The organism is Paraburkholderia steynii (genome assembly GCF_900100565.1).
GTDB lineage: Bacteria > Pseudomonadota > Gammaproteobacteria > Burkholderiales > Burkholderiaceae > Paraburkholderia > Paraburkholderia terrae.
Genome location: NZ_FNDI01000007.1, coordinates 90,726 through 115,290, shown reverse-complemented (window position 1 = coordinate 115,290; position 24,565 = coordinate 90,726). Strand labels below are relative to the sequence as shown.

General features: G+C 63.4%; 22 protein-coding genes and 2 pseudogenes. 12 read left to right on the top strand and 12 right to left on the bottom strand.

Going from position 1 to position 24,565, the window contains the following annotated elements; genetic code table 11:
• Window positions 1–65: 65 nt before the first annotated feature.
• From BLT65_RS14815 to mnmC, 8 genes are all read right to left on the bottom strand, one after another.
• Complete coding sequence (locus BLT65_RS14815; protein ID WP_091778731.1) at window positions 66–1,178, bottom strand: NADH:flavin oxidoreductase/NADH oxidase; 1,113 nt, start codon at window positions 1,176–1,178, stop codon at window positions 66–68.
• Between the two features lie 98 nt (window positions 1,179–1,276).
• Window positions 1,277–2,008 carry an MOSC domain-containing protein gene (locus tag BLT65_RS14810; RefSeq protein WP_091778729.1) on the bottom strand — a complete coding sequence of 244 codons (732 nt, stop codon included), beginning with the start codon at window positions 2,006–2,008 and terminating at the stop codon, window positions 1,277–1,279.
• Between the two features lie 10 nt (window positions 2,009–2,018).
• Entirely contained in the window at window positions 2,019–2,732 is a 714-nt protein-coding gene (locus BLT65_RS14805; RefSeq protein ID WP_091778727.1) for a glutamine amidotransferase, read from the bottom strand.
• A gap of 146 nt (window positions 2,733–2,878) precedes the next feature.
• On the bottom strand, window positions 2,879–3,523 hold the full coding sequence (locus BLT65_RS14800) for a MarR family winged helix-turn-helix transcriptional regulator (RefSeq protein WP_028363966.1): 645 nt from the start codon (window positions 3,521–3,523) through the stop codon (window positions 2,879–2,881).
• Between the two features lie 694 nt (window positions 3,524–4,217).
• The gene (locus BLT65_RS14795; protein ID WP_042305079.1) at window positions 4,218–5,333 is read right to left on the bottom strand and encodes a YbdK family carboxylate-amine ligase; all 1,116 of its coding nucleotides are present in this window, start codon (window positions 5,331–5,333) and stop codon (window positions 4,218–4,220) included.
• Window positions 5,334–5,455: 122 nt separating this feature from the next.
• A complete protein-coding gene (locus BLT65_RS14790) occupies window positions 5,456–6,658 on the bottom strand; it encodes a cation:proton antiporter (RefSeq protein ID WP_042305165.1) in 1,203 nt (400 codons plus the stop codon).
• 425 nt (window positions 6,659–7,083) lie between these two features.
• A complete protein-coding gene (locus tag BLT65_RS46450) occupies window positions 7,084–7,284 on the bottom strand; it encodes a hypothetical protein (RefSeq protein ID WP_143036516.1) in 201 nt (66 codons plus the stop codon).
• 277 nt (window positions 7,285–7,561) lie between these two features.
• On the bottom strand, window positions 7,562–9,529 hold the full coding sequence (gene mnmC, locus BLT65_RS14785) for a bifunctional tRNA (5-methylaminomethyl-2-thiouridine)(34)-methyltransferase MnmC2/FAD-dependent 5-carboxymethylaminomethyl-2-thiouridine(34) oxidoreductase MnmC1 (protein WP_091778725.1): 1,968 nt from the start codon (window positions 9,527–9,529) through the stop codon (window positions 7,562–7,564).
• A gap of 468 nt (window positions 9,530–9,997) precedes the next feature.
• Here mnmC and BLT65_RS14780 point away from each other — a divergent pair, with 468 nt between their 5' ends.
• Entirely contained in the window at window positions 9,998–10,276 is a 279-nt protein-coding gene (locus BLT65_RS14780) for an HU family DNA-binding protein (protein ID WP_007581741.1), read from the top strand.
• Window positions 10,277–10,394: 118 nt separating this feature from the next.
• Here the strand turns inward: BLT65_RS14780 and BLT65_RS48705 are convergent.
• The 3 genes and pseudogenes from BLT65_RS48705 to BLT65_RS14770 form a co-directional block, all read right to left on the bottom strand.
• A pseudogene (locus BLT65_RS48705) lies at window positions 10,395–10,460 on the bottom strand (hypothetical protein); the annotation flags it as partial.
• A gap of 82 nt (window positions 10,461–10,542) precedes the next feature.
• A pseudogene (locus BLT65_RS14775) lies at window positions 10,543–11,646 on the bottom strand (GTP-binding protein); the annotation flags it as partial.
• A gap of 164 nt (window positions 11,647–11,810) precedes the next feature.
• Window positions 11,811–12,254, bottom strand: coding sequence for a lytic transglycosylase domain-containing protein (locus BLT65_RS14770; protein ID WP_091778721.1), 444 nt, complete (start codon window positions 12,252–12,254; stop codon window positions 11,811–11,813).
• A gap of 514 nt (window positions 12,255–12,768) precedes the next feature.
• Here BLT65_RS14770 and gspD point away from each other — a divergent pair.
• From gspD to gspF, 3 genes are read left to right on the top strand one after another with little or no spacing between them, the layout of a single operon-like run.
• Window positions 12,769–15,117: a type II secretion system secretin GspD gene (gene gspD / locus BLT65_RS14765; protein WP_091778719.1), complete on the top strand. Its 2,349-nt coding sequence runs from the start codon at window positions 12,769–12,771 to the stop codon at window positions 15,115–15,117.
• On the top strand, window positions 15,114–16,631 hold the full coding sequence (gspE, locus tag BLT65_RS14760) for a type II secretion system ATPase GspE (RefSeq protein ID WP_091778717.1): 1,518 nt from the start codon (window positions 15,114–15,116) through the stop codon (window positions 16,629–16,631). The genes gspD and gspE overlap by 4 nt, the downstream gene beginning before the upstream one ends.
• A 5-nt stretch (window positions 16,632–16,636) precedes the next feature.
• Window positions 16,637–17,854 (top strand): type II secretion system inner membrane protein GspF, encoded by a 1,218-nt coding sequence (gene gspF / locus BLT65_RS14755; RefSeq protein ID WP_007735158.1) that lies wholly within the window; start codon window positions 16,637–16,639, stop codon window positions 17,852–17,854.
• Between the two features lie 75 nt (window positions 17,855–17,929).
• Here the strand turns inward: gspF and BLT65_RS14750 are convergent, their stop codons facing one another.
• On the bottom strand, window positions 17,930–18,343 hold the full coding sequence (locus tag BLT65_RS14750; protein ID WP_091778715.1) for a type II secretion system protein N: 414 nt from the start codon (window positions 18,341–18,343) through the stop codon (window positions 17,930–17,932).
• Window positions 18,344–18,513: 170 nt separating this feature from the next.
• On the opposite strand from BLT65_RS14750, the gene gspG reads away from it, so the two are divergent.
• The 8 genes from gspG to BLT65_RS14710 all read left to right on the top strand — a co-directional run bounded on the left by gspG (window position 18,514) and on the right by BLT65_RS14710 (window position 24,509).
• Entirely contained in the window at window positions 18,514–18,990 is a 477-nt protein-coding gene (gspG, locus tag BLT65_RS14745; protein WP_091778713.1) for a type II secretion system major pseudopilin GspG, read from the top strand.
• Window positions 18,991–19,102: 112 nt separating this feature from the next.
• Window positions 19,103–19,588, top strand: coding sequence for a GspH/FimT family pseudopilin (locus BLT65_RS14740; protein WP_229513494.1), 486 nt, complete (start codon window positions 19,103–19,105; stop codon window positions 19,586–19,588).
• A complete protein-coding gene (gspI, locus tag BLT65_RS14735; protein WP_208545770.1) occupies window positions 19,588–20,019 on the top strand; it encodes a type II secretion system minor pseudopilin GspI in 432 nt (143 codons plus the stop codon). Before BLT65_RS14740 ends, gspI begins: the two co-directional genes overlap by 1 nt.
• Window positions 19,997–20,701 carry a PulJ/GspJ family protein gene (locus tag BLT65_RS14730; RefSeq protein WP_091778709.1) on the top strand — a complete coding sequence of 235 codons (705 nt, stop codon included), beginning with the start codon at window positions 19,997–19,999 and terminating at the stop codon, window positions 20,699–20,701. Before gspI ends, BLT65_RS14730 begins: the two co-directional genes overlap by 23 nt.
• 3 nt (window positions 20,702–20,704) lie before the next feature.
• A complete protein-coding gene (gspK, locus tag BLT65_RS14725; RefSeq protein ID WP_091778708.1) occupies window positions 20,705–21,802 on the top strand; it encodes a type II secretion system minor pseudopilin GspK in 1,098 nt (365 codons plus the stop codon).
• Window positions 21,803–21,830: 28 nt separating this feature from the next.
• On the top strand, window positions 21,831–23,207 hold the full coding sequence (gene gspL, locus BLT65_RS14720) for a type II secretion system protein GspL (protein ID WP_042305068.1): 1,377 nt from the start codon (window positions 21,831–21,833) through the stop codon (window positions 23,205–23,207).
• Window positions 23,204–23,707, top strand: a complete 504-nt coding sequence (locus BLT65_RS14715) for a type II secretion system protein M (RefSeq protein ID WP_042305067.1) — start codon at window positions 23,204–23,206, stop codon at window positions 23,705–23,707. The genes gspL and BLT65_RS14715 overlap by 4 nt, the downstream gene beginning before the upstream one ends.
• A 22-nt stretch (window positions 23,708–23,729) precedes the next feature.
• Window positions 23,730–24,509, top strand: a complete 780-nt coding sequence (locus BLT65_RS14710) for a type II secretion system protein N (RefSeq protein WP_042305066.1) — start codon at window positions 23,730–23,732, stop codon at window positions 24,507–24,509.
• Window positions 24,510–24,565 lie beyond the last annotated feature (56 nt).

The following is a 24,565-nucleotide window of genomic DNA, read 5'->3' as shown; positions in this document are numbered from 1 at the left end:
TACGTACAGATCCACATCGCATGTGCGCGCGATGCGTATTCTGCGTAGTCGGTTGAACGCAGCCTTCAGCGCTGACCGAACGAAATATCGCCGAACAGCGCCTTCTGTTCGCGCGGTTGCGAACGCCAGTATTGCGGCGGAGCGTCGACGGTCGCGCCGAGCTGCGCGGCCGCGTGCCACGGCCAGCGCGGATCGTAGAGCATCGCGCGGGCCATCGCGATGAGATCCGCGTCGCCCTCTTCGATCAGCCGGTTCGCGTGCTCCGGGTCCGTGATCAGACCGACGGCCATCGTCGTCATACCCGTCGCTTCCTTTACCGCCTTCGCGAACGGCACCTGATAGCCGGGTTCGAGCGGGATCTTCTGCAACGGCGACACGCCACCTGACGACACATCGACCCAGTCGCAGCCGCGCTTCTTCAGCTCCTGCACGAACGCAATCGTGTCTTCGATCGTGATGCCGCCGTCGACCCAGTCGATCGCCGAGACACGCACGCCGACCGGCTTGTCGGCGGGGAATGCGGCGCGCACGATGTCGAAGATTTCGAGCGGGAAACGCATGCGATTCTCACGCGAGCCGCCGTATTCGTCGCTGCGCTGGTTTGCAAGCGGCGACAGGAACTGATGAAGTAGATAACCGTGCGCCGCATGCACTTCGAGCGCGTCGATGCCCAGACGCGCGGCGCGCCGTGCCGACGCCGCGAACGCTTCGCGGATACGGTTGAGACCCGCGTTGTCCAGCGCGAGCGGCGGCTCTTCGCCGGCTTTGTGCGGCAGCGCGGATGGCGCATGCGGCAGCCAGCCGCCGTCGGCGACGGGAATCAGTTGCCCGCCTTCCCACGGCACGTTGCTCGAAGCCTTGCGCCCCGCGTGCGACAGTTGCATCGCGACGTGTACTTTCGAGTGCTTGCGGATCGCGGCGAGCACGGGCTTCAGTGCTTCTTCCGTCACGTCGTCCCAGAGGCCGAGGTCGGCGGGCGTGATGCGGCCATCGGGCTCGACGGCTGTTGCCTCGATACACAGCATGGCCGCACCCGACAGCGCGAGGTGGCCGAGATGGATCATGTGCCATGCCGTCGCTTCGCCGCGTTCGGCAGAGTATTGACACATCGGTGACACGACGATGCGGTTCGGCAGCGTCACGCTACGCAGCGTGAGCGGAGTGAAAAGAGCGCTCATGGTGGTGGGGTTACCCATCGAAACTCAAGAGCGATCGAGGATAGCACCGGGTCTGATTTGCTGCAGACGGCCAGGCGCGTCGCTTTCAACAGCGAGAATCAGCTTTGACTGGGAGGCACATCGAGGCGCTTCGACCACGATTCGACTTCACCGCTTTCGAGACGCTTCGACGCGGTCTTGCGCCATGACGGCGACAGCGTGTCGAGTTGAGCCATCGCTTCCAGCGCCGGCCGGTCGTCGCGATCGACATAGAACACGCGCAACAGGCGCTCGACGCTCCACTGTGCGTGAGGACGCGCGAGCCGCTCGATCGCGTCGCCTGCGCCGATTTCGCCCGCTTCGAGCACGCGGTAATACCAGCCCGTGCGGCGCGTGTTCTGCACGGCGCGCGACATGTCGGCGCGCGCGAAGCGCAGGTTCAGTTTCCAGCACGGCTGACGCGGCTGCGATACCTGGACGATCGCCCCGCCTATCCGGTACACGTCGCCGACGCAAACATCCGCTTCCGTCAGGCCGCACGTGCTCAGGTTTTCGCCGAACGCACCGCGTCCTTCGAGCGTCGACAGACCGGATTCGCCCGCGCGCCATTCGCTGCGCCAGGTGGCGTAGTGATCGAACGGATAGTGGTGCAGCGCTTTCTCCGGGCCGCCGTGGTGTTTGAGTTCGGCCTGCTGATCACCTTCGAGTCCTGTTTCGCCGAGCCACACACGGCCATCGACAGGCGTCTTGCCGATCGCACTCGTCTTGCCCGACAGGTCACCGCCCAACGGCGCAATCTTGCCGGTCAGCACGGCATCGACGGTAAAAGCGCGGTGATCCACGGCGGTCATTGGGATTTGTTCAGGGTCGCGCGGCCAGTTGATCGAGCCATTCGCCGAACATGCTCGTCGCCGCGATTTCCAGCTTCGGGCCATGCTTCGCGGTATCGGCGCGCAGCGCGCGCACGTCGATGCCGTGCCCCGCGATTTCTCCGGCATTGCCGATCAGCCAGGGCTCGAAGCGGTCGGTGCGGATTTCAGGGTGACATTGCAGGCCAAGCACATGCTTGCCCCACGAGAACGCCTGGTTCTGACAGGCGGGCGTGGAGGCGAGATGCACCGCGCCTTGAGGAAGATCGAATGTATCGCCGTGCCAATGAAGCATCGACGTGTGCGCTCCGTCCAGATGCCGCAGCGGCGACTGCTTGCCGGCATCGGTGAGTGTCAACGGTGTCCAGCCGATTTCCGTCTGTCCGGACGGATAGACCCGCGCGCCGAGCACCCGCGCGATCAGCTGCGCGCCGAGGCAAATGCCGAGCGTCGGCAAGCCGGCTGCAATGCGCTTTTCGATCATGGAGACGAGCGGCGCGATGGTCGGATAGCGATCGTCGTCAAAGGCGCTGATCGGCCCGCCGAGAATCACCATCAGCGACGGCATCACGGGGTCGGGCGCCTCGATGCGCGCAAAGCCGACATCCAGATAGCGGACAGGACGCCCCCGCTCGCCGAGCACCCGTTCGAGACTGCCCAGATCCTCGAAGTGCACATGGCGGATGGCGAGAACTTCGTGATGCATCGGCAAATCCCACCGTCAGGTTGACTGGACGCGCCCAAAAGGCGCGCCGGAAGACACGCCGTCTGCCGATGCGCAAAACGGCGCAAGCTCGCCCGCCCCGCTCACGCAAACCCGCGAGCGGCGGCCGGCTCCGCAGTTTAGCCGACTCAGGCTTGCTGCGCGAAGATCTTCCAGGTCTTTTTCTGCGTGGCCGCGTCGGCCGTTTCGTGTACCGAGCAGTCCAGACGCAGATCGGTATCCGACATCGACAGATCGAGCAGCATGCAGCGATGCGGCGTCTTCTTCGGGTTCTTGCTCGGCTCGAAATGCGTGCAGGTCACGCACATCCGGTGCGGCGGAATGTGGCCTTGCACTTCGAGCTGACGCACCGTCTTCAGCAGCGTGCGATAAAAGATGGATTGCTCTTCGTCGCGCAGCGTGCCGACCGCCTTCGCGAGGAAGTCAGGCCATTGCGCGGCGCGCTTGGCCGCGGTGCGGCCGCGAGCCGTCAGACGCACGGCGAGTGCGCGCCCGTCGTCGAGCGCGCGGCGCTTTTCGACCAGACCCTTGCTTTCCAGCGTGCTCACGGCATCGCTCGTGGTCGCCGCCGTCAGCGCGGTTTCGCGTGCAATTTCGCCGAGCCGCATCGGCCCCTTGCGCTGCATCAGCAGCACGAGGATTTCGCCCTGGGTAGGCGTCAGACCCGCGCCTTCCGCCCATTCCCATGCCTGGCTCCGCATGGCCGTGCTGAGTCGCAGCAGGCTGTGGGTCACCCGCCCGGTTGCCTGCTCTCCGTATACGCCTTCGCTCATAGTCTTTCGTTCGTTGTTGACAGCGTGCCGTTGCCCGTCGACATCCGTTTTTCCGATGCCGGCGCGCCGACAGTCTGTGGGGGGAAGCTTCGCCGGTCAAGCCGGCTCGCCGATTCCTACTATCTCAAAAACTTCCTGTGATGCGGGCCTTGTCCCGGCCGCTTTCTCAGGCTTTGCAAACGCTTCATGCCGTGCGACTCATGCGCTTTGGACCACGCATCCTTGATCCCGGCAAGCCGCAACGACGAAAAACGACATTCTATGCGAGAGCGGCAAATCGTACAGCTAAGTTATCCAATGCAATCTGTGGATAACCACGGGATAAGGCAGGGGACGACATGTGCGTCGATTCTTGATAACCCGCTCGACCCCAGCACCCATGAGAATCGTTCTCCCAGGTTTACGGTCGGGATGCACGCCCGATCCGCTTGGTTATGGTTTACGCAGCCTCTTGAGTTTGCAGGGAATTATTCGGTTGTCCACAGGCAAACGCAATGCTTGTTAACTATTACTACGTATGTATACGTAAACTTTGAGAAAAACTAGAGGACGCCTTATCGGCATTCGAAAAAAATAAAAAACCCGCAAAAAGCGGGTTTCGTTGGAGTCTGCCTGGCGCCTGAGCAGCAGCATCCGATGCGCCTGCCGCGTCGGACTTCATCGCGGCTGGAACGCTCCGGCTTTTGCACGCCCTTTATGCGCGCCACTGCAGGCACTGCTGCCGCACCACTTCATGCAGCGATTGTTCCTGTTCAGCCACATTGCGCAGCCAGGTCGCGTCGTTCACCTGCCCGCGCGCGATCGCGCCGATTTCTTCGAGCGCCTTGCCCGAGCCCAAAGCATCCGCATGCGGCGCGATGCGCTCGAGCGTGTGAATGATGTCTTCGGAAATCGTACGGCGCTCACCCGTCTGCGGGTCGATACACGTGCCCGCCAGACCGAAGCGGCACGCCTCGAAACGGTTGAACGTGTAGACGAGATAGTCGTCTTCCTTTGGCATCAAAGGCTTGTCGAGCAGCAGATGGCGCGCGAGCGTCTGGATGTAGCACGCAATCGCGGCCGCGCGGTCGACGGACAGCGGCGTGTCCATCACGCGCACTTCGATGGTGCCGAAGCCGGGCTTCGGCCGGATGTCCCAGTAGAAGTCCTTCATGCTGTTGACGACGCCCGTATGCACCATCTTCGAAAAGTACTCTTCGAAGCTGTCCCACGTGAGGACGAACGGCGCGCGGCCCGACAGCGGAAACGCGAACACGGAATTCAGGCGTGCCGAGTGAAAGCCCGTATCGACGCCCTGCACGAACGGCGACGACGCCGACAGCGCGATGAAATGCGGAATGTAGCGCGACATCGAATGCAGCAGGAACAACGCGCTGTCGGCATCCGGACAGCCGATGTGTACGTGCTGGCCGAATACGGTGAACTGCTTGGCAAGGTAGCCGTAGAGTTCCGAAAGGTACTGAAAGCGCGGTGTGTCGACGATCTTGCGCTCGCTCCATTGCTGGAAAGCGTGCGTGCCGCCGCCGCACAGGCCGACGTTCAGCCGGTCCGCCGCGGCGACGAGCGTGTCGCGAATGGTGCGCAGATCGGCGACGGCCTGCTCGTGCGTCGTGCAGATGCCCGTCGACAGCTCGATCATGCTCTCGGTGATTTCCGGCGTGATGTTGCCCGGGATCTTTTCGTCCTTGATGAGCCGGAGCAGGTCGGTTCCTGCTTTGGTCAGATCATAGTCATGGGTATTGACGATCTGCATCTCGAGTTCGACACCGAAGGTGAACGGTTTCGAATCGATGAAGGCTTCGAGTGACATAGCGTTTCCTGATTCATGTCGGCATCAGCGCCCGATGCGGGCGGCGCCGGCCGGATTGACTGTCGAATGCTGCAGCCGAACGCTCGAGCTGCATGAAAAATACGGGGTGCAGGCGCGCCGCTTTACTCGCGGCGTTCGCCCACCAGCGCAAGCGAGCGGTAGACGAGCCACGGCCCGACCAGCTGCAACACGACGATCGAGCACATCGTGACCGCGCGCAGCGTCGGATCGAAATTCGGATAGAGCTGGTAGGTGTCGTCGACGAGCAGATACGCGAGCGCCGACATGGGAGACAGCGACAGCCCCAGCGCCATGCCCTGCTTCATGTCCAGTCCGCTCGGCTTGGCGAACGCGAGCACGCCGACCAGCTTGGCCACCAGCCGCGCGACGATCAATCCGACGGCTGCGAGTCCACCCAACGCGACGTCGCGCCATTCGAACGTGGTCAGCGTGAGCACGAACAGAATCACCGTCAGCAGCCAGCCCGCCGTGCCGAAGTGCTCCGGCCAGAGTTGCGGGCGTGCTTCCAGATTTTTCACGATGATGCCCGCAGCGAGCAGGCTGAGAATCGTCGACAGTTTGAAGATATGCGCGATGGCAATGGCGAGCAGCACGAGGCCGAACAGTGCGACGAAAGAGTGCTCGTCCTGCAGATTCACACGCTTGTAAAAGAACGTGATGGTGCGCGCGAGCAGGTACGCGAGGATCAGCGAGCCGATCAGCAAATACAGCGGCTGGAGGATCGTCGCGAGTACGTTGCCGTAGGCTTCCTGATGCAGCCAGCCGGACGCGAGCTTCTCGACGATCACCGCATACATGCTGTTGAGCGCCGTCAGCGTCAAGAGGCGCTGCGTGACCTGGCCTTCGGCGCGCACCTCGGTTTTCAGCTGGATCACCATCGCGGGCGAAGTCGCCATTGCGATCGACGCGAGCACGAGCGCCGTCACCGACGACACGTTCAGGAACAGCAGCACCAGCAGCACGAGCACGAACGTGAGCGTCGATTCAGCAATGCTCGACACGATGAGCCACGTATTGCGGCGAATCCACCGCAGATCCAGCCGGCTGCCGAGTTCGAACAGCAGCAGGCCGAGCGCGACATCGAGCAATGGACGCGCGGTGCTCGCCGAATCCGCGTCGATCACGCCCGATCCCGCCGAGCCCGCGATCAGCCCGATCACCGCATAGCCGGAAATGCGCGGCAGATGCCACGCGCGATAGCACAGCTCGCCGACGAGACCTGCGGCAAGCAAAGCGAGGCCTGCCCAGAAAATCGCATCGGGCGTGAGCGGCCAGCCTGGAAAGAATGAAAACGCCGACTTCATCGTGGTGGCTTCTCCTTTGCAGCAACGCTCGGCAACGCGAACGGGCAGACGACGTCGGCACGCAAAGCGCGCGCCGCGTCCGTTGCCGCGATCGGTTCGCGTCTGCCGGCGTTGCGGGTTGTCAACGATCGGGTGAAAAACTGAAACGACCACGCCGATGCCGCATGACTACGGGCAGCCCGACGTGAGTGAAAAGAGCGCCGTCGACTTTTGAATCAGATTCTGTGGGTCCGGCAACCGTTCCATTGGCGCGTCGGTTGCGGGGGCAATACACGACGCGGAAGAACGGCGATTGTGCCATAGCTTTTTTACACTTGACGGAAAAGCGTCGAACAAGCGCTCAAAGCGGTAAAACGTACGCTAACTTCGTGACAACAGGAAAAAGCGACCGGAAAACTCGCGTACTTCGGAGAAGAATGGCCTTGTCAGCGATGTTCTTGCGCGTCTGAGAGGGCCTCACGCGGTGCATCTTCAGCGTGCTTGAGTTTGAGTGCTCTTGCGCTCAGGCGTTCCAGTTTCGCAGCGGTGAACAGCAAAGAAGACGGCTGCTGAAGCGAAGCGAGTTTTGCGAAATTCTTAATAGGAAAGATGATGCCGCTGGCTTTGACCGACAGCGGGCTTTTCATCTATAGGTTTACTGTATGTATACGTAGTAGAAGTTAACAAGGGACCCGCATTTCTGTGGATAACCCAGGTTTACCGAGGCAAATCAGCGTCTTGCCGAACGCATAACCGGATGCACTTGATGTGCGCGCCCGACTGGGTTCGATGAATAACTTTTGGCCAATGTTTACGTCTGTCGAGTTACCCCGTTTACGTCCACATCCGTTCCACACGAGTTTCGCCCGCTTTTTTCCCGGTTATCCACAACGCGCCGTGGATAACTTTTCCACAGGAAGAAAGTCAGTTCGCGGTGCCCAGCCGTAGCGCACGCAAGAGAAAGCGCGCGGGATCGAGCGCTTCGGCCAGATCCCGCTCGATGGGCCACGGCTCGCCTTCGATCTGCGAAGCGATCAGCTCCGCGCCGAGCGACGCCCATACAAGTCCGCGCGATCCAAACGCGAATGCGCCATACAGCCCTTGCGCGCGCGGCAGATCCAGCGGCCAGGCGCCGCGTAACTTGCCTGCGTCGTGAGTCGCAGCCCTTTCGTCGGCGAATGCGCCGATCATCGGCAGACGGTCGCTCGTCACGCAGCGAAACGCGACGCGCCCTGTCAGTGACGAAGCCGCACGCGTACCCATCGCCTCACGCATGTCAGGAAGCATCTGCGCGACACGCTCGATGTTCTCGGTGTGAGCGTCATCGCGTATTCGTGTGTCGGGATCGTCGATGTCATAGGTTGCTCCCGTCAGCGTCGAGCCATCGGGCAGCGGCACAGCGTACCCTTCGCCGATCACGGGAACGCGCAACGCGTGCGCCGCATCGCTGGGCAGCAGCGTCAATTGACCGCGCACGCTGCGCGTCGGTGCATGGTGCAGACCGGCGATCCGCGCCGCTTCGTGCGCATTCGCAAAGATGACGACGGGCGCGGCGGCAATCGCGGCGCCGTTCGCATCGAACACAATCCATTGATTTGCAACGCGTTCGATGCGTGAAGCCACGACATTGAAGCGGCGCTCCAGCAATCCACCCGCCGCCTCACATTGCGCCGCGCAGAGCGACGCGGGATCGATCCAGCCGCCATGCGGAAAGAACCAGCCGCCTCGCGCGACGCGCATACCCGCGATGTGTTGTGCCTCGTCGCGCGAAACGGCCGTCACGTAATCTGACGGATAAGCAAACGACGCGAACGTCTGCGCCATTGCCGACGCTTCGTCTTCATCCGCAGCGATTTGCAGCAGACCTTCCGGACCACGCAACGGACGATATCCGCGCCGCTCGAGCGCGGACCATTGCCGTAACGCATAGAGAAAGCCCGCGCGCGTGATGCGCGAACCGACGCTGTCGTCGCGCGACATCATCGGATGAAACACGCCGGCGGGATTGCCCGACGCATCGCGCGCGACGCCCGCATGCCGTTCGAGCGACGTAACGCACCAGCCGCGCGCCGTGAGTCGTTCGATCGCCGCGCATCCCGCGAGCCCGGTGCCGATCACGATGGCATGCCGTTCGTCGACGGCAAGCGGCAACGGCGGCTCGTGACGCCGCACGCGATAGCGTGGTGCAAAGCGTCCGACCAGCATTGCGCGTTTCCATCCGAAGCCATCGACCTTCCGGTATTCGAAGCCCGCTTGCTGCAATCCGCGTTTCACGTCGCCGGCGCTTGTATAAGTGGCGAAGGTCGCCTCGTCGCCAGCGAGGCGCGCGAGCGCCTTGAAGATTGCGGGCGTCCACAGCTCCGGGTTCTTCGCGGGCGAAAAGCCATCCAGGTAGAAAGCGTCGGCGCGCAGCCAGAGCGAATGCAGCGTTTGCGCCGCGTCGCCGAACACGAGCGTGAGCGTGACACGCCCTTCCTCGAACTCGAGCCGATGCGTACCGGGCACGAGGGTCGGCCATGCATCGACGAGCTGTTGCGCAAGCGGTGCGATCGATGCGTCCGCAACGGCCGCCGCGCTCGCTGCAAGCAGATCGTCGCGCGAGAACGGATGTTTTTCCGTCGATACGAAGTGCAGGCGCTCGCAACGATCCGGGTCCGCGCGCCATGCAGCCCACGTCACGAGAAAGTTGATGCCCATGCCAAAGCCCGTTTCCAGCACCGTGAATACGCGCCGCTTTTGCCAGCGCGACGGCAATTCATTGCCTTTCAGGAAGACGTATTCGGCCTGCGCAAGGGCACCGACGGCGCTGTGATAGATGTCCTCATGGCGTGGGGAATACGGGGTGCCGTTGTCGCGAAACGCGAGGATGGCGGGAACGAGCGGGTCGGTCATGCGCGATGAAATGCGGTGCAAGGAAGAGAACCAGGCGACGGCGCGGCACTGACTGGAAGCACGAATTCGCAGCCGTTACGCCATGCCGACACCCGTCACAGCCCGTCCAGACGGCGTCTGCAGCCTGTCGGAGAGGTGTTGAACGTTGGCAAAAACCAACGCTGACGGGGCTTTGGACGACTCGGATAGCATCTATTCGATGCTCTGCATGCCAAAAATGCTGTTTTCCATGCTGTATCAGGCGTTGCAGCGTGTAATTCTTCGAAACCCTTATCCAGATTGGGTTTGCGCTGCGCTATCATAGCAAGCGCCGCGAGGGAAGCGGCAGCACGGTGCTCCACGCGGTGCCAGGCGCGCTGCGGGAGTCGGGGGTATTCCCGAGCCGTCGCTGCTCGACGGCGCGGCCCGCGCACGTATAATCGGCGCGTTCGCGCTGTTCGTGTCAACCTAAACCAGAAAGGAACCTTAATGAACAAACAGGAACTGATCGACGCCGTCGCAGGTCAGACGGGCGCCAGCAAGGCTCAAACCGGCGAGACGCTGGACACGCTGCTTGAAGTCATCAAGAAGGCAGTGGCGAAGGGTGATGCAGTCCAGTTGATCGGCTTCGGAAGCTTCGGTTCGGGCAAGCGGGCAGCACGTACGGGCCGCAACCCGAAGACGGGCGAAACCATCAAGATTCCGGCCGCAAAGACCGTTAAGTTCACGGCTGGCAAGGCGTTCAAGGACGCAGTCAACAAGCGCTAAGCATCAGCGCTGAGTTGTTGACACCCGCCATCGGCGGGTTTTTTTTCGTCTGCGTTTTCGATGACGGACGTGACGTCAGTCCACTACGTTCAATGATGGTGATGATGATGGCCGTCATCGTCGTGATCGTGATGGTGATGATGGTCGTGGCCATGATCGTGGTCGTGATCGTCGTCTTCGAGATCCCACGCGGGGAACGGATCACTCAGCGCGCGCCATCCCTCGGCGCCCAACGCGTACTCGTCGTCGGTCAGCAGACACGCATCGAACTTCGCACGCCATTGCGCCGGATCGATGTCGACGCCGATCAGCACCAGTTCCTGGCGACGGTCGCCGATCGTGAAGTCATCGGCGTCGCCGTACCAGTCCGCCGCGATTTCTTCCAGCAGCTCGTCATCGCCTTCGGGCCATTCACTGCGATCCTGCGCGGCCCACCACGTTCCTGCCGGTGCCGGCCGGCAAGCGCCGCCCGCTTGCGATAGCGAACCGCCAATCTCGTTGCGCGTCGCGAGCCAGAAGAAGCCTTTGCCGCGCAACACGCCCTTCCACTCTTCATGCAGCAGCGCCCACATCCGCTCGGGATGAAACGGCCGCCGCGCGCGATAGACGACATGCCCAACACCCCGGCCGCCGTTTTCGTTTTCATGGCTCGAAGGATCGTGCAGCAACGCGAGCCAGCCGGCTGCGTTCGAAGTCGTGTCGAAATCGAAGCGCGCCGTGCCGATCACTTCCTCGAAAGGCGCATTGCCATAGGTGCTCACGATCTGCGCGGCGCGCGGATTGAGCGCGGCGAGTATCGCTTGCAGATGCGCGAGATCGTCGGCGGAAACAAGGTCCGCCTTGTTGATGACGAACACGTCGCAGAACTCGACCTGTTCGATCAGCACTTCGACGATCGTTCGATCGTCCTCTTCATGTGCGGCGATGCCGCGCTCGGACAGCGCATCGGCCGACGCGTAGTCGCGCAGAAAGCCCGCTGCATCGATCACGGTTACGGCAGTGTCGACGCGCACGAGCGCCGCGAGGGTGTCGTCTTCGATGATCGACTCGACGAGGTTCATCGGTTCGTCGATAGCGGCTGCTTCGATGATGATCGCATCGAAACGATTTGCCGACGCCAGTTCGGCCAACTGTTCGAGCAAATCTTCACCGGCTTGCGCGCAGAGACATCCATTCGGCAATTCAACCTGCGAGGCAGGCGAAGATGCGGGCGCCGCATTGTCGATATCGAGGCGGATGGCGGCGAGGTCGGTGACGATCGCGGCGACACGCGGGCCATTGCGGTTCGACAGAATCTGATCGACGAGCGCGGTCTTGCCCGCGCCCACGAAACCGGAGATCACGGTGACGGGCAAAAGCGGCTGGTTCATCGCGGTACGGAAAACTTGAAGGTGAATGACGCATGCGCCGGCCGGAGGTTCAAACGGACCCGGACAGGCAGCAGCACGAAGCCGCATTGTGCATCAACTGGAGCGAGGCGACGCCTCTACTAATCTGTGGCGACTGGGGAAACTGGAGGAACGGCGCTGCCTATCTATTTGGTAGGCATCAGATTCCACTTACGGAGAATGGCCACGATCTGCCGCGCGTACTCGTCGCGCAGCGACGGCGTCTCCGAGTGATAGGCGCCGACAGCCGCCCATGTGTTGCCGTACTTGTTCATCTTCTGGCGCAGGTGCCAGGCGGCGATGTACACGTTCTTGCACGGCTCCATCAGCGTGCCCTGCGAGATGCCGTATTGCGCGAGCACGGGCAGATGCACGGAGTTGATCTGCATGACGCCATAGTCGGTTGAACCGTTGGCGTTCTTATGCACCGCCGTGGGACGGTTATGCGATTCCTGCCAGGCAATGGCCCGCAAAATCAACGGGTTGACCTTCTGATAGCCGGCGGCCTCGTCGAAGCAGTCGGCGCGCGCGGACCCGGCGCTGACTAGCGCGGCTAAAGCAATGGCGACAGTGACGGCGATTGGCTTCATCGGTCAAGATGACAAACTATGTTCGATTCCTAAGCAATGGGACGGTAAAGACGACTCGAAACCTATATCCGGCGGGCTTGAACTCGGGAAAACCCGTTACCTTCGGGATACTCGAACCGTCATTCCGCCCGTATCATACCGGCTGGACATGACGCGTTAAAGTTGGCCAGCCGACATAAGCGAGTAACTTGCGGCCAAAGGCGGCCGAAAACGCGCACCGGTCCGGAACCCAAAACTTTCAAGAACTTAACAGATTACGCAATCCGAGAAGCGTTGGATCGGAAACGTTAGAGGAATCGCACGGAACCGCCTGGTTCTGTGACATTTCCGACATGAAAAGCTGTTACTGTTCGTTGTTTTTGATTACAGGGAGGCAGGGCATCCTTGGCACTGGCTGCCACGGAAGCGTTTTGCCGGACTGGGGTCGACCAGGTGTCGGCCGGTCGTCCACTGTGCATGACCGTCGGCGGATCACAACGTCGGCTTCGAAACCATATCCATGAGAAGAAATCGTATGGCATTGCGTCGCGTCGCGACAGCGTTGCTGGTCGCTGGCATGATCACCGCGCAGATCGCCCACGCTCAGGTGACGCTCAACTTCGTCAACGCCGACATCGATCAGGTGGCGAGGGCGATCGGCGCGGCGACGGGTAAGACGATCATCGTCGATCCGCGCGTGAAAGGGCAATTGAACCTTGTTTCCGAGAATCCCGTTCCGGAAGACCAGGCGCTGAAGACCTTGCAGTCCGCGTTGAGAATGCAGGGCTTTTCGCTGGTGCAGGACCATGGCGTCCTGAAGGTCGTGCCCGAAGCCGATGCGAAGCTGCAAGGCGTGCCGACCTATATCGGCAATGCGCCCGCGGCGCGCGGCGATCAGGTGGTCACGCAGGTATTCCAGCTGAGGAACGAATCGGCGAATAACCTGTTGCCCGTGTTGCGTCCGCTGATCTCGCCGAACAACACGGTCGCGGCCTATCCGTCGAACAACACCATCGTTGTTACCGACTACGCGGATAACGTGCGCCGCATCGCGCAGATCATCCAGGGCGTCGACACGGCGGCGGGCCAGCAGGTGCTGGTCGTGCCGCTGAAGAACGCGAATGCGATCGACGTCGCGACGCAAATGGGGAAGATGCTCGACCCCGGCGCGATCGGTAACACCGATGCGACGCTGAAGGTGTCCGTGCAGGCCGACCCGCGTACCAATTCGCTGCTGCTGCGCGCGTCGAACGCGGGACGTCTCGCGGCGGCGAAGTCGCTCGCCAAGCAACTGGATGCTGCAACCGGGCAGCCCGGCAACATGCACGTCGTGTCGTTGCGCAATGCCGACGCCGTGCGTCTTGCGAAGACGCTGCGCGGCATGCTCGGCAAGGGCGGCGGCGGTGGCAACGAGTCGTCGTCGGGCGGCGGCAATAACGCGAACTCGTTCAACCAGAACAATTCGCCTACGTCGACGGGTGGCGCGGGTACGCCGCCGCTGCCGTCGGGATCGATGGGCGGGTCGTCGGGGTCGTCGCTGGGCGGCAATCCGCTGGGCGCCGGCGGCGGCGCTGGCGGTGGTGGTTATGGCGGTCAGGGCAGCAACAACTCGGACTTTCTCGGCGAGAAGGAAGGCAGCGGCGGCGACGACAATCAACCCGGCGGCATGATCCAGGCCGACGCGTCGACGAACTCGCTGATCATCACCGCGTCCGACCCCGTCTACCGCAACCTGCGCACCGTGATCGACCAGCTCGACGTGCGCCGCCCGCAGGTCTACATCGAAGCGCTGATCGTCGAGCTGAACTCGAACACGAACGCGAACCTGGGTATCCAGTGGCAGATCGGCAGCGGCAACCTGTTTGCGGGCACTAATCTCGCCACGGGCGGCGGCAATAGTATTGTCAACCTGACGGCGGCAGCAGCAGCCAACGCCGCCACGGGTGGCCTGGCTACCGCGCTGGCGACGCAGAATATCCAGCAGGGCCTGAATGTAGGCTGGCTGCACAACCTCTTCGGTGTGCAGGGGCTCGGCGCGTTGCTGCAGGCGCTGTCGCAGACGGCCGACGCCAACGTGCTGTCCACGCCTAACCTCATCACGCTCGACAACCAGGAAGCGAAGATCGTCGTCGGTACGAACGTGCCGATCCAGACAGGCTCGTATTCGAACCTCACGAGCAGCACGGCGACCACGGCGTTCAACACCTTCGATCGCATCGACGTAGGTCTGACGCTGCATATCAAGCCCCAGATTACCGAGGGCGGCATCCTGAAACTGCAGCTGTATACGGAAGATTCGGCGATCGTGGCGGGCACGACCAATGTGGCGACCAATCCGGCCGGCCCCGAGTTCACGAAGCGCTCGATCCAGTCGACCGTGCTTGCCGACAACGGCGAGATCATCGTGCTGGGCGGCCTGATGCAGGACAATTACCAGGTCAGTAACAGCAAGGTGCCGCTGCTCGGCGACATCCCGTGGATCGGCCAGTTGTTCCGCTCGGAAAACAAGATTCGCGCGAAGACCAATCTGTTGGTATTCCTGCGTCCGGTGATCATCAACGACCGCGACACGGCGCAAGCGGTGACGGCGAACCGCTACGACTACATCCAGGGCGTGTCGGGTGCCTACAAGTCCGATAACAACCTGATCAAGGACAAGGACGATCCCGTGGTGCCGCCGATGCCGGTTGGCCCGAGCCAGGGCGGATCGACGCTGAACCTGTTTGATCTCGATGCTATGCGGCGTCAACAGGCGCTTGGCGTGCCCGTCCCGGCTCCCGCGTACGTTCCGCAGCAGCAGCCTCAGCCGCAGATGCAGATGCAGCCGCCCGCACAAACGGTCCCCGCGCAACCGGCCACGAGTACACAGAAGGTGCAGCCGTGAGCACGCCGCACGCGCCCGGCAGCGCGCCGCTCGACACAGCGGCCACGGGCGGAGCGCATCGCGAGCCGCCCTCTGCGCTTGCCGCGCGACTCGTGCCGTATGGCTTCGCGAAAAGCGGCCAGATTCTCGTCGCGCATCAGCACGCCGATTCAATGGAAGTCTGGATCAGCGAACGCACGACGCAGGCCGCGCTGGCGGAAGTCGCGCGCAATTTCGGCGCGGTGTCGGTTGTGCGGCTCGAAGCGGATGAACTCTCGCAGGCGATCAATCAGGCGTATTCGCGCCAGGACGGCAGCGCCGCGCAAGTGGTCGGCGAAGTGGAAGGCGAAGTCGATCTGTCGCGTCTGATGCAGGACATTCCCGAAGTGGAAGACCTGCTGGAATCCGAAGACGACGCGCCGATCATCCGCATGATCAACGCGTTGCTCACACAGGCCGCGCGCGAACAGGCATCGGATATTCACATCGAGCCGTTCGAGAATGCGTCGGTGGTGCGCTTTCGCGTCGACGGCACGCTGCGCGACGTGGTGCGTCCGAAGAAAGCCCTGCACGGCGCGCTGATTTCGCGGATCAAGATCATGGCGCAACTCGATATCGCCGAGAAGCGTCTGCCGCAAGATGGCCGTATTACGTTGCGCGTCGGCGGAAGGCCGGTTGATGTGCGCGTATCGACTTTGCCGACGGGCCACGGCGAACGCGCCGTGCTGCGTCTGCTGGAAAAGGACGCGCAGCGCCTGAATCTCGAAGCGCTCGGTATGGCGCCCGACACGCTCGTGCATTTCGACAAACTGATTTCGCGTCCGCACGGCATCGTGCTCGTCACGGGCCCGACGGGCTCGGGCAAGACAACGACGCTGTATGCGTCGATGTCGCGGCTCGAAACGGCGACGACGAACATCATGACCGTCGAAGACCCGATCGAATACGATCTGTCCGGGATCGGGCAGACGCAGGTCAACGAGCGGATCGGCATGACGTTCGCCCGAGCGCTGCGTTCCATTCTGCGTCAGGACCCGGACATCATCATGATCGGTGAAATCCGCGATCTCGAAACGGCACAGATCGCCGTGCAGGCGTCGCTGACGGGCCACCTCGTGCTCGCGACGCTGCACACCAACGACGCCGCGTCCGCCGTCACGCGTCTGACGGATATGGGCGTCGAGCCGTATCTGCTCGCGTCGTCGCTGCTCGGCGTGTTGGCGCAGCGGCTCGTGCGGCGTCTGTGTCCCGTGTGCAAGGAAGAACGCGAAGAAGAAGACGGCCGCAAGTTGTGGCACCCGGTCGGCTGCGACAAGTGCGGACATTCGGGCTATTCGGGACGGCGCGGCGTGTATGAACTGCTGAACGTCGACGAATCGATCCGCTCGCTGATTCACCGCAACGCTTCCGATGCCGAGATTCTCGACACCGGCCGCAAGCAAGGCATGCGCACGTTGCGCGAGGACGGCGACCGCTGGCTCGCATCGGGCTTGACGTCGCTCGAAGAAGTGATACGCGTGACGGGCGGGGTCTAAAGCGCATGCCCGCATTCCGTTTCGAAGCGATCGACGCCGCCGGCAAGGCGCAAAAAGGCGTGCTCGATGCCGACAGCGCGCGTGGCGCACGCACGCAGTTGCGCACGCAAGGTCTCACGCCGCTCGTCGTCGAACCGGCGGCCACTCGCACGCGCGGCGAGCGCACTCAGCGGCTGTCGTTGGGGCGCAAGCTCTCCCAGCGCGAGCAGGCGATTCTCACGCGGCAACTCGCGAGTCTGCTGATCGCCGGTCTGCCGCTCGATGAAGCGCTTTCGGTGCTCACCGAGCAGTCGGAGCGCGATTACATCCGCGAACTGATGGCCGCGATCCGCGCGGAAGTGCTGGGCGGTCATTCGCTGGCGAACGCGCTGTCGCAGCATCCGAAAGATTTTCCCGAGATTTACCGCGCACTCGTCGCAGCGGGCGAACACACGGGCAAGCTCGGACTCGTGCTGTCGCGCCTCGCTGATTACATCGAGCAGCGCAACGCGCTCAAGCAGAAGATCGTGCTCGCGTTCACGTATCCGACCATCGTGACGATCATCGCGTTCGGTATCGTCACGTTCCTGTTGAGCTATGTCGTGCCGCAGGTCGTCAATGTGTTTGCGAGCACGAAGCAGCAGTTGCCGATCCTCACCGTGATGATGATGGCGCTCTCCGGCTTCGTGCGTAACTGGTGGTGGGCGGTGCTGATCGCATTGGTGATCGTCGTGTACGTGGTGCGCGCGATACTCGCGCAACCAGGGCCCCGTCTCGCGTTCGATCGCTGGGTTTTGACGGCGCCCCTCTTCGGCAAGCTCGTGCGCGGCTACAACACGGTGCGCTTCGCGAGCACGCTCGGCATTCTGACGGCGGCGGGCGTGCCGATTCTGCGCGCGCTGCAGGCCGCGAGCGAAACGCTTAGCAACAAGGCGATGCGCAACAACATCGACGATGCAATCGTGCGCGTGCGCGAAGGTACGTCGCTGTCGCGAGCGCTCGGCAATACGAAGACGTTTCCGCCCGTGCTCGTACACCTGATCCGTTCGGGCGAAGCGACGGGCGACGTGACGACGATGCTGGACCGCGCGGCCGAAGGCGAAGCGCGCGAACTCGAACGGCGCACGATGTTCCTGACGAGTCTGCTGGAACCGCTGCTGATCCTGGCGATGGGCGGCGTGGTGCTGGTGATCGTGCTCGCGGTGATGCTGCCGATCATCGAGTTGAACAACCTGGTGCAGTGACGGCGCGTTAGCGTCCGAAAGACTTGCAAGCCGGACCGAAGCTTTCAGGTTGCGTCGACCCGGCAGAGAATGACATCAGCGCACGTAGATGGTCGGGCCAGGCGGGTTGGCGGGAAGGAAGACTTCGGAGTGGGAGCCGTTGCGGTCGATGATGATCGAGCGGGCGCGCACTTCGGCGAGCTTGGTGCCTTGCATGAACGTGCTGCCCAGCGATACGGCGTGCGGCGGTTCGCCGCCCGTGCTGATGATCGCGGCGGCGCCGTGGCTCAACGCGAGGATGCCGAACAGATGGATGTCCTGGTTCGCGGTGCGCGTGAGCTGGCCGCCGAACAGCGTCGCGGCCTGATCCGTCGAAACGGGCGCGCGCACGGCGGCAGCGGGCACGGGCGCGCCGGAATGCGACGTGAGCGTGACGACCCAGTAAGTGAGCGTCGCGCAGAACACGGCGAAGACAGCGAGCGAGATCAGGCGGATCTGGAGTGCGTTCATGTGTGTGATTGTACGGACTATTGTGAATTTTGCGGTACGCCGGACGGCAGTTCGGAACCCTTCAACTGCATGACATTAAAATGACCGACCGGACGTGCAGAGTGCTGCATTCTCAATGCATTGCATGACGTCTGATCGATCGACCCTTCATTCAAACGAGGTAGCAAGCTATGCAAATGTGGACCAGTCGCCGCAACGAGATCGCGGTCATGCGCGCGGGCGAGCGCACCCGCCGTCAACGCGGGTTCACGCTGATCGAAATCATGGTCGTGATCGCGATCCTCGGCATTCTGGCTGCGCTGATCGTGCCGAAGATCATGAGCCGTCCGGACGAAGCGCGCCGCGTGGCCGCCAAGCAGGACATCGGCACCATCATGCAGTCGCTGAAGCTCTATCGTCTCGACAACGGCCGCTATCCGACGCAGGAACAAGGCCTGCGCGCGCTGATTGAAAAACCGTCGACGGACCCCGCGCCGAACAACTGGAAGGACGGCGGCTATCTCGAGCGTCTGCCTAACGACCCGTGGGGCAACTCGTACCAGTATCTGAACCCGGGTGTGCATGGCGAGATCGACGTGTTCAGCTACGGCGCGGACGGCAAGGCGGGCGGCGAAGGCAACGATGCCGACGTCGGCTCGTGGCAATAAGCTCATCACGCTGATTGAATCGATATCGATCGTTACCGGCACCATGCGATTGCACCACTGCATGCCGCGCGCTCTTCGTGAGGCCGCCCGCGTCGACGACGCGCGTGGCTGCATGAAGCGGCATGCAATACCCTCGGCGGCACGCGAGCGCCAGCGCGGCTTCACGCTGCTCGAAATGCTGGTCGTGCTGGTGATCGCGGGCCTGCTGGTGTCGCTCGCATCGCTGACGCTGACGCGCAATCCGCGCACGGATCTGAACGAGGAAGCGCAGCGCCTCGCGCTGCTGTTCGAATCGGCGGGCGACGAAGCGCAGGTGCGCGCCCGCCCTATTTCGTGGCTGCCGCTGGATGGCGGCTTTCGTTTCGATGTCCACACCAACGATGGCTGGCGTCCATTGCGCGACGATCTGCTCGGGCCGCGCCGCTGGGAAGGCGGCGTGACGGGCGTGACGATCGAGTATCCCGGTTCCGACACGCATTCGGATCGCATCGTGTTCGGCACCGAGAGCATCGATACGCCCGTGCAGGTGACACTCTTTTCCGCCGTGGGGCGCGTGACGATCATCGGCACGGGCAACGGCCGGTACGAGGTGCGCTGATGCAGTTCGCGCTTCGTCTTCGCCGCGTGCGCGGCGCTGTGGATAACCAGAATCGCAAGCGGGCGGGAGGCTTCACGATGATCGAAGTGCTGGTCGCGCTGGCGATCATCGCGGTCGCGCTGGCCGCTTCGCTGCGCGCGGTCGGCAGTCTGGCGACGGGCGAGGCCGATCTGCATCGCCGGCTGCTGGCGGGTTGGAGCGCGGACAACGCGCTCGCCCAGCTGCATCTGGCGCACGCGTGGCCCGAAGTCGGCTCGCAGAGCTTCGACTGCTCGCAGGGCAACCTGCAACTGATTTGCACGGAAAACGTAAGCGCGACGCCGAACCCGGTGTTTCGACGCGTCGAGGTTTCGGTGACGTCGCCCGGTCACTCGGGCAACCTCGCGCAGATGGTGACGGTGATCGCGAATGAAACGAATCGCTCGCTCTGAGCACGACGTGCCGCGCGTTCGACGTTCGCCGCTGCTCAGGAAGACAGCGGGCGGCTTCACGCTGATCGAGCTGCTTGTCGCCATCGCGATTCTGGCGGTGATCGCGGTGCTGTCGTGGCGCGGGCTGGATCAGATCATCCGCGGACGGCAGACGATAACCAACGCGATGGAAGACGAGCGCGTGTTCGCGCAGTTTTTCGATCAGATGCGCATCGACGTGCGCAACGCCGCATCCGATGACGAAGCGGGCGAACCGGCCGTCGCGGTGAACGGCAATGCGCTGCAGATCGTGCGGTACATGCGTGCGCCGGGTGCGCCGCCCCGGCTGGTAGTTGTACGGTATCGGATCACGGAAGGACGGATTCTGCGCTATGCGTCGCCGCCGTTGGCGAACATCGGCGAAGTGCGGCGCGCGCTCGGCGGTTCGGAGAACGAGAACTGGAACTCCGTGCCGCTGATCGGCGGTATCGGCGCGATTACCGCGCGCCTGTATGTGCCGAAAGTCGGCTGGACGACGCAGATGAAAGACGTGCAGTCGGCGATTACGGAGAACGACAACAATCTGAAAGTGCCTCAGCTCGGCAATGCGCCGTTGCCAAGGTCGGTGACGGGGCTCGAAGTGAGCATCGGCGCGAGTTCGCTCGCGCGGCCCGTTACCCGGGTTTTTCTCGTTGGGGAGTGAGTTTTGATCAAGCGCTTTCGCCCTGCCCGTTCGAAACCTGCGGCTCAACGCGGCGTTGCCATCATTAGCGCGCTGCTGGTGGTCGCGCTGTCTGCGATTCTTGTTTCCGGCATGCTCTGGCGGGAACAGGTGCAGATCCGACGCATCGAGAATCAACGGCTGCTGGCGCAGGCGCAGTGGGTGTCGCGCGGCGCGCTCGACTGGACGCGCCTCATTCTTCGTTCCGAAGGCGATACGTCGGCGGGAATCACCTATCTTGGCGGCGTCTGGGGCGTGCCGATTGCGCGCACGCGCCTGTCCGATTTTCTCGGGCAGATCGGCGAGGTGCGCGCACAGGAAGGCGGGGCGACCTATATCTCTGGTTCGATCGAAGATGCGCAGGCCAAATTCAATCTGCGCAATCTTGTTTCGACGGCGGTTCCGGGCGCACTGACGCTGAACATCCAGCAGGTTCAGTCGTTCCAGCGTTTGTTGCAGCTGCTCGGCATCAACAGCCAACTGGCGAAGAACACGGCGCTGCAATTGCGTGCGGGACTGCGGCAATCGGCGACACGCTTCCAGACGGTGGCCAATCCCACAACTCTCGATCCCACGCAGATGCAAGGCGGCGCGACTGGCGGCGGCAACTACACCGATCAGCCCGGTCTGGAAGACGCCGATGAAAACGCGCCCGTCGCGCCGCTTCAGATGACGGGCGTCGACTCGCTGCTCGACGTGCCCGGCTTCACGCCGGAGATGATCGCGCGGCTGCGCCCGTTCGTGACCGTGCTGCCGACGACCACGCCCGTCAACATGAACACGGCGCCCGCCGAAGTGGTCGCGGCTGTCGTGCCGGGGATGAATCTGTCGAATGCGCAGGCGTTCGTCGCGCGGCGCGAGACGGTGTTCTTCCACAACGTTGGCGATGTGCAGCTCGCGTTGCGCGGCGCAGGCGTCCAGCAACTCGTGTTCGATCCGAACCAGCTCGACGTGAACACCAGCTACTTCCTGATCCACGGACGCGTCGAGCACGAGCGCGCCGAAGTCGATCGCACCACCCTCGTCTATCGCGACGCGCTGACGCATACGACGCGTATCGTATGGGGACGAGACCAACTATGAACAACGCAATTTCTCGAGAGAGTGGCCTTTGAGCACGCTGATCGTTCTTCTGCCGCCGCGTGATCCGGCGGTGCCGTCGCAGGAATGGCAACTGCCGGAGCTGCCGTTTCTGCTGCTCGACAAATCGGGGCGCACCCAGCGCGCCGGCCGCTCGGCGCCCGGCCTGCTGCCGCGCGCAAGCGCGACCGTGCTGATGCTCGCCGCGCGCGACTGCCTGATGCTCGCTACGGCCGTGCCGCCGCTGAAAGGACCGCGCTTGCGTCAGGCGCTGCCGAACGTCGTCGAAGATCAGCTGATCCAGGACGCGCAGACCACGCACATCGCGCTCGATCCGCAGCCGCTCGACGGCAATCGCCATGTGCTCGCGATCGTCGATCGCGGCTGGTTCCGTTATATCGTCGAGACGTTTGCGGCGGCGGGTCATCGCAATCTGAAGGCGGTGCCTGTTACGCGTTGTCTGCCGCAGCCCGTCGCCGCTGCGATGGCGGCTGAAGCGCGTGCGGAAGAAGCCGTTGCCGCTGGCGCCGATTCTGCGCTGTTGCACGTCGAGCCTGTCGTCGCGGGCCTCACGCCCGTCGTTGCGGCGGTGCTGGGCCACGTCGTGCCGTCGACGGCCGCCGTGCTCGGCGAAGGTGCCGTCGATGCCGCACCGCCGCGCGTCGAGCTTGCGCTCGTGCGCGGTCCGCTCGGCGAAGGGCTGGCCGTGCCGGAATCGGCCGTCGGCTCGACGGTGGCGGCGCTCGCGGGCCATGCGCCCGTCACGTTGTACACGCTCGTCGATTTGCCTGGTAGCGAGCCGCGCCTGGCGTCGGTGGCGCAATCGGGACGTCACACGCCGATCTCGGGCGCGCTACCGCTGTCGTTCGAAACGCTCGCGCGCAACGCGATTCAGTGCCGCTTCGATCTCGCGCAATTCGAGTTTGCCGTGCAGCCGTGGCGTCTCGATCGCGCGACGCTGCGCCGCCTGCGTTTGCCGCTGTGGCTGCTGGTGGGCACGGTGCTCGTCGCGATCATCGGCGCGAATGTGCAATGGCTGATGCTGTCGCGCCAGCGCGATGCGATCAGCACGCAGATGACCGAGCTCCTGCTCAACACCTTTCCGAAGACGACGGTCGTGCTCGACGCGCCTGATCAGATGGCGCGTCAGTTGCAGCAATTGCGCGTCGCGGCGGGTGAACTGTCGCCGGACGATTTCCTTTCCTTGTCGGATGGACTCGCGCGTTCGCTCGGGCCGATTCCCGTCAACGGCCTTGCCGCGTTGGACTACCACGACCGGCGCGTCGACGTGACGTTCAAACCCGAGGTCAAGGTCGATCCCGACTTCCAGCAACGCCTGACGCGCAATGGCCTGACGGGCGCGATCGACAGCAACACCGGCAAGTGGACGATCAGGAACGGACAATGAAAGCAGAACTGTTGAACACGTGGGCCGGATTCTGGGATGCCCGCACGCCGCGCGAAAAGGCGCTTTTGACATGGGGTGGCGCGGTGCTGGCCGTCGTCATCATCTGGTCGGTGCTGTGGGCGCCCGCGCAGGAAGGGCGCGCGCGGCTGCGCGAATCGATCCCGGGCCTGCAGCGCCAGCTTTCGCAGATGACCGCGCAGGCGAACGAGGCGCGCGCGCTGTCGGCGGCGGCGCAGGGTGTGGCGCCGACGGGCGGCGCGCTGAAAGATGCGCTGACGGCGTCGCTGAGCGACCACGGCCTCGCACCGACGCAGGTACAGGTGCTCGGCAACGCGGTGCAGATCCAGTTGAAGAACGCTTCGTTTCCCGCGTGGACCGAGTGGCTCGACGACGCGCGCAAGCAGTTCAAGGTGCAGGTGTCCGAGGCGCATGTCACGGGGTTGAAGCAGGACGGCCAGGTCGATCTGACGGCATCGCTGCAACCGGCAACGATCAAATGACGGCGCAGCCACGGGGTCCCGCATGAGTTTCTGGATGCGGCGATTGCGCGCCGCGCTGCCCTGGATCGCCGTCGCGCTGATCGCGAACGTCGTGGTGTTGCTCGTGATGGCGCCCGCCGCCTGGGTCACGCCGCAGTTCGCGAAGGCCACGCAAGGGCATGTCAATCTCGTCGAACCATCGGGTTCGCTGTGGCACGGCTCGGCGTCGCTGATGCTTGCCGCCGGGCCGGGCGCAGAAAGCGCGACGCTGCTGCCGGGGCGCATCGAATGGCGGACGTCGTTCTGGCCGCTGTTCACGGGTCGCGTACGGATGCAGATGCTGCAAAGCCAGGCGATGCCCGACCCCGTCACGGTCGATGCAACGCTGCGCAGCGCGACGCTGTCGGGCGGCACCATCGCCGTGCCTGCGGCGTTGCTCGCGGGCCTCGGTGCGCCGTTCAACACGCTCGATCTGCAAGGCGACGTGCGGCTGACGTGGACCGACTGGCGCAGCTTCAATCGCCAGGCATTCGGTCAGTTGATCGTGACGCTGAACGACATGAGCTCGCGCGTGTCGCGCGTGAAGCCGCTCGGGTCGTATCGCGTGGTGTTTCAGGCGCAGGGTGGATCGGGCACGCTCGATCTGTCGACGACGAAAGGGCCGCTGCTGCTGAACGGTCACGGCACGCTCAGCGAGGCCTCGACGTCGTTCATGGGCACGGCGAGCACGACACCCGACTCCGTCGACAATCTCGCCGGTCTTCTGAATCTGCTCGGACGCCCGACTGGACCCGGACAGGTCGCGCTGACGTTCGTCCACTGACCTTTTCGCTTCCTGCCCGCAGAAAACACAACGGCCGCCATGTTTGCGCATGGCGG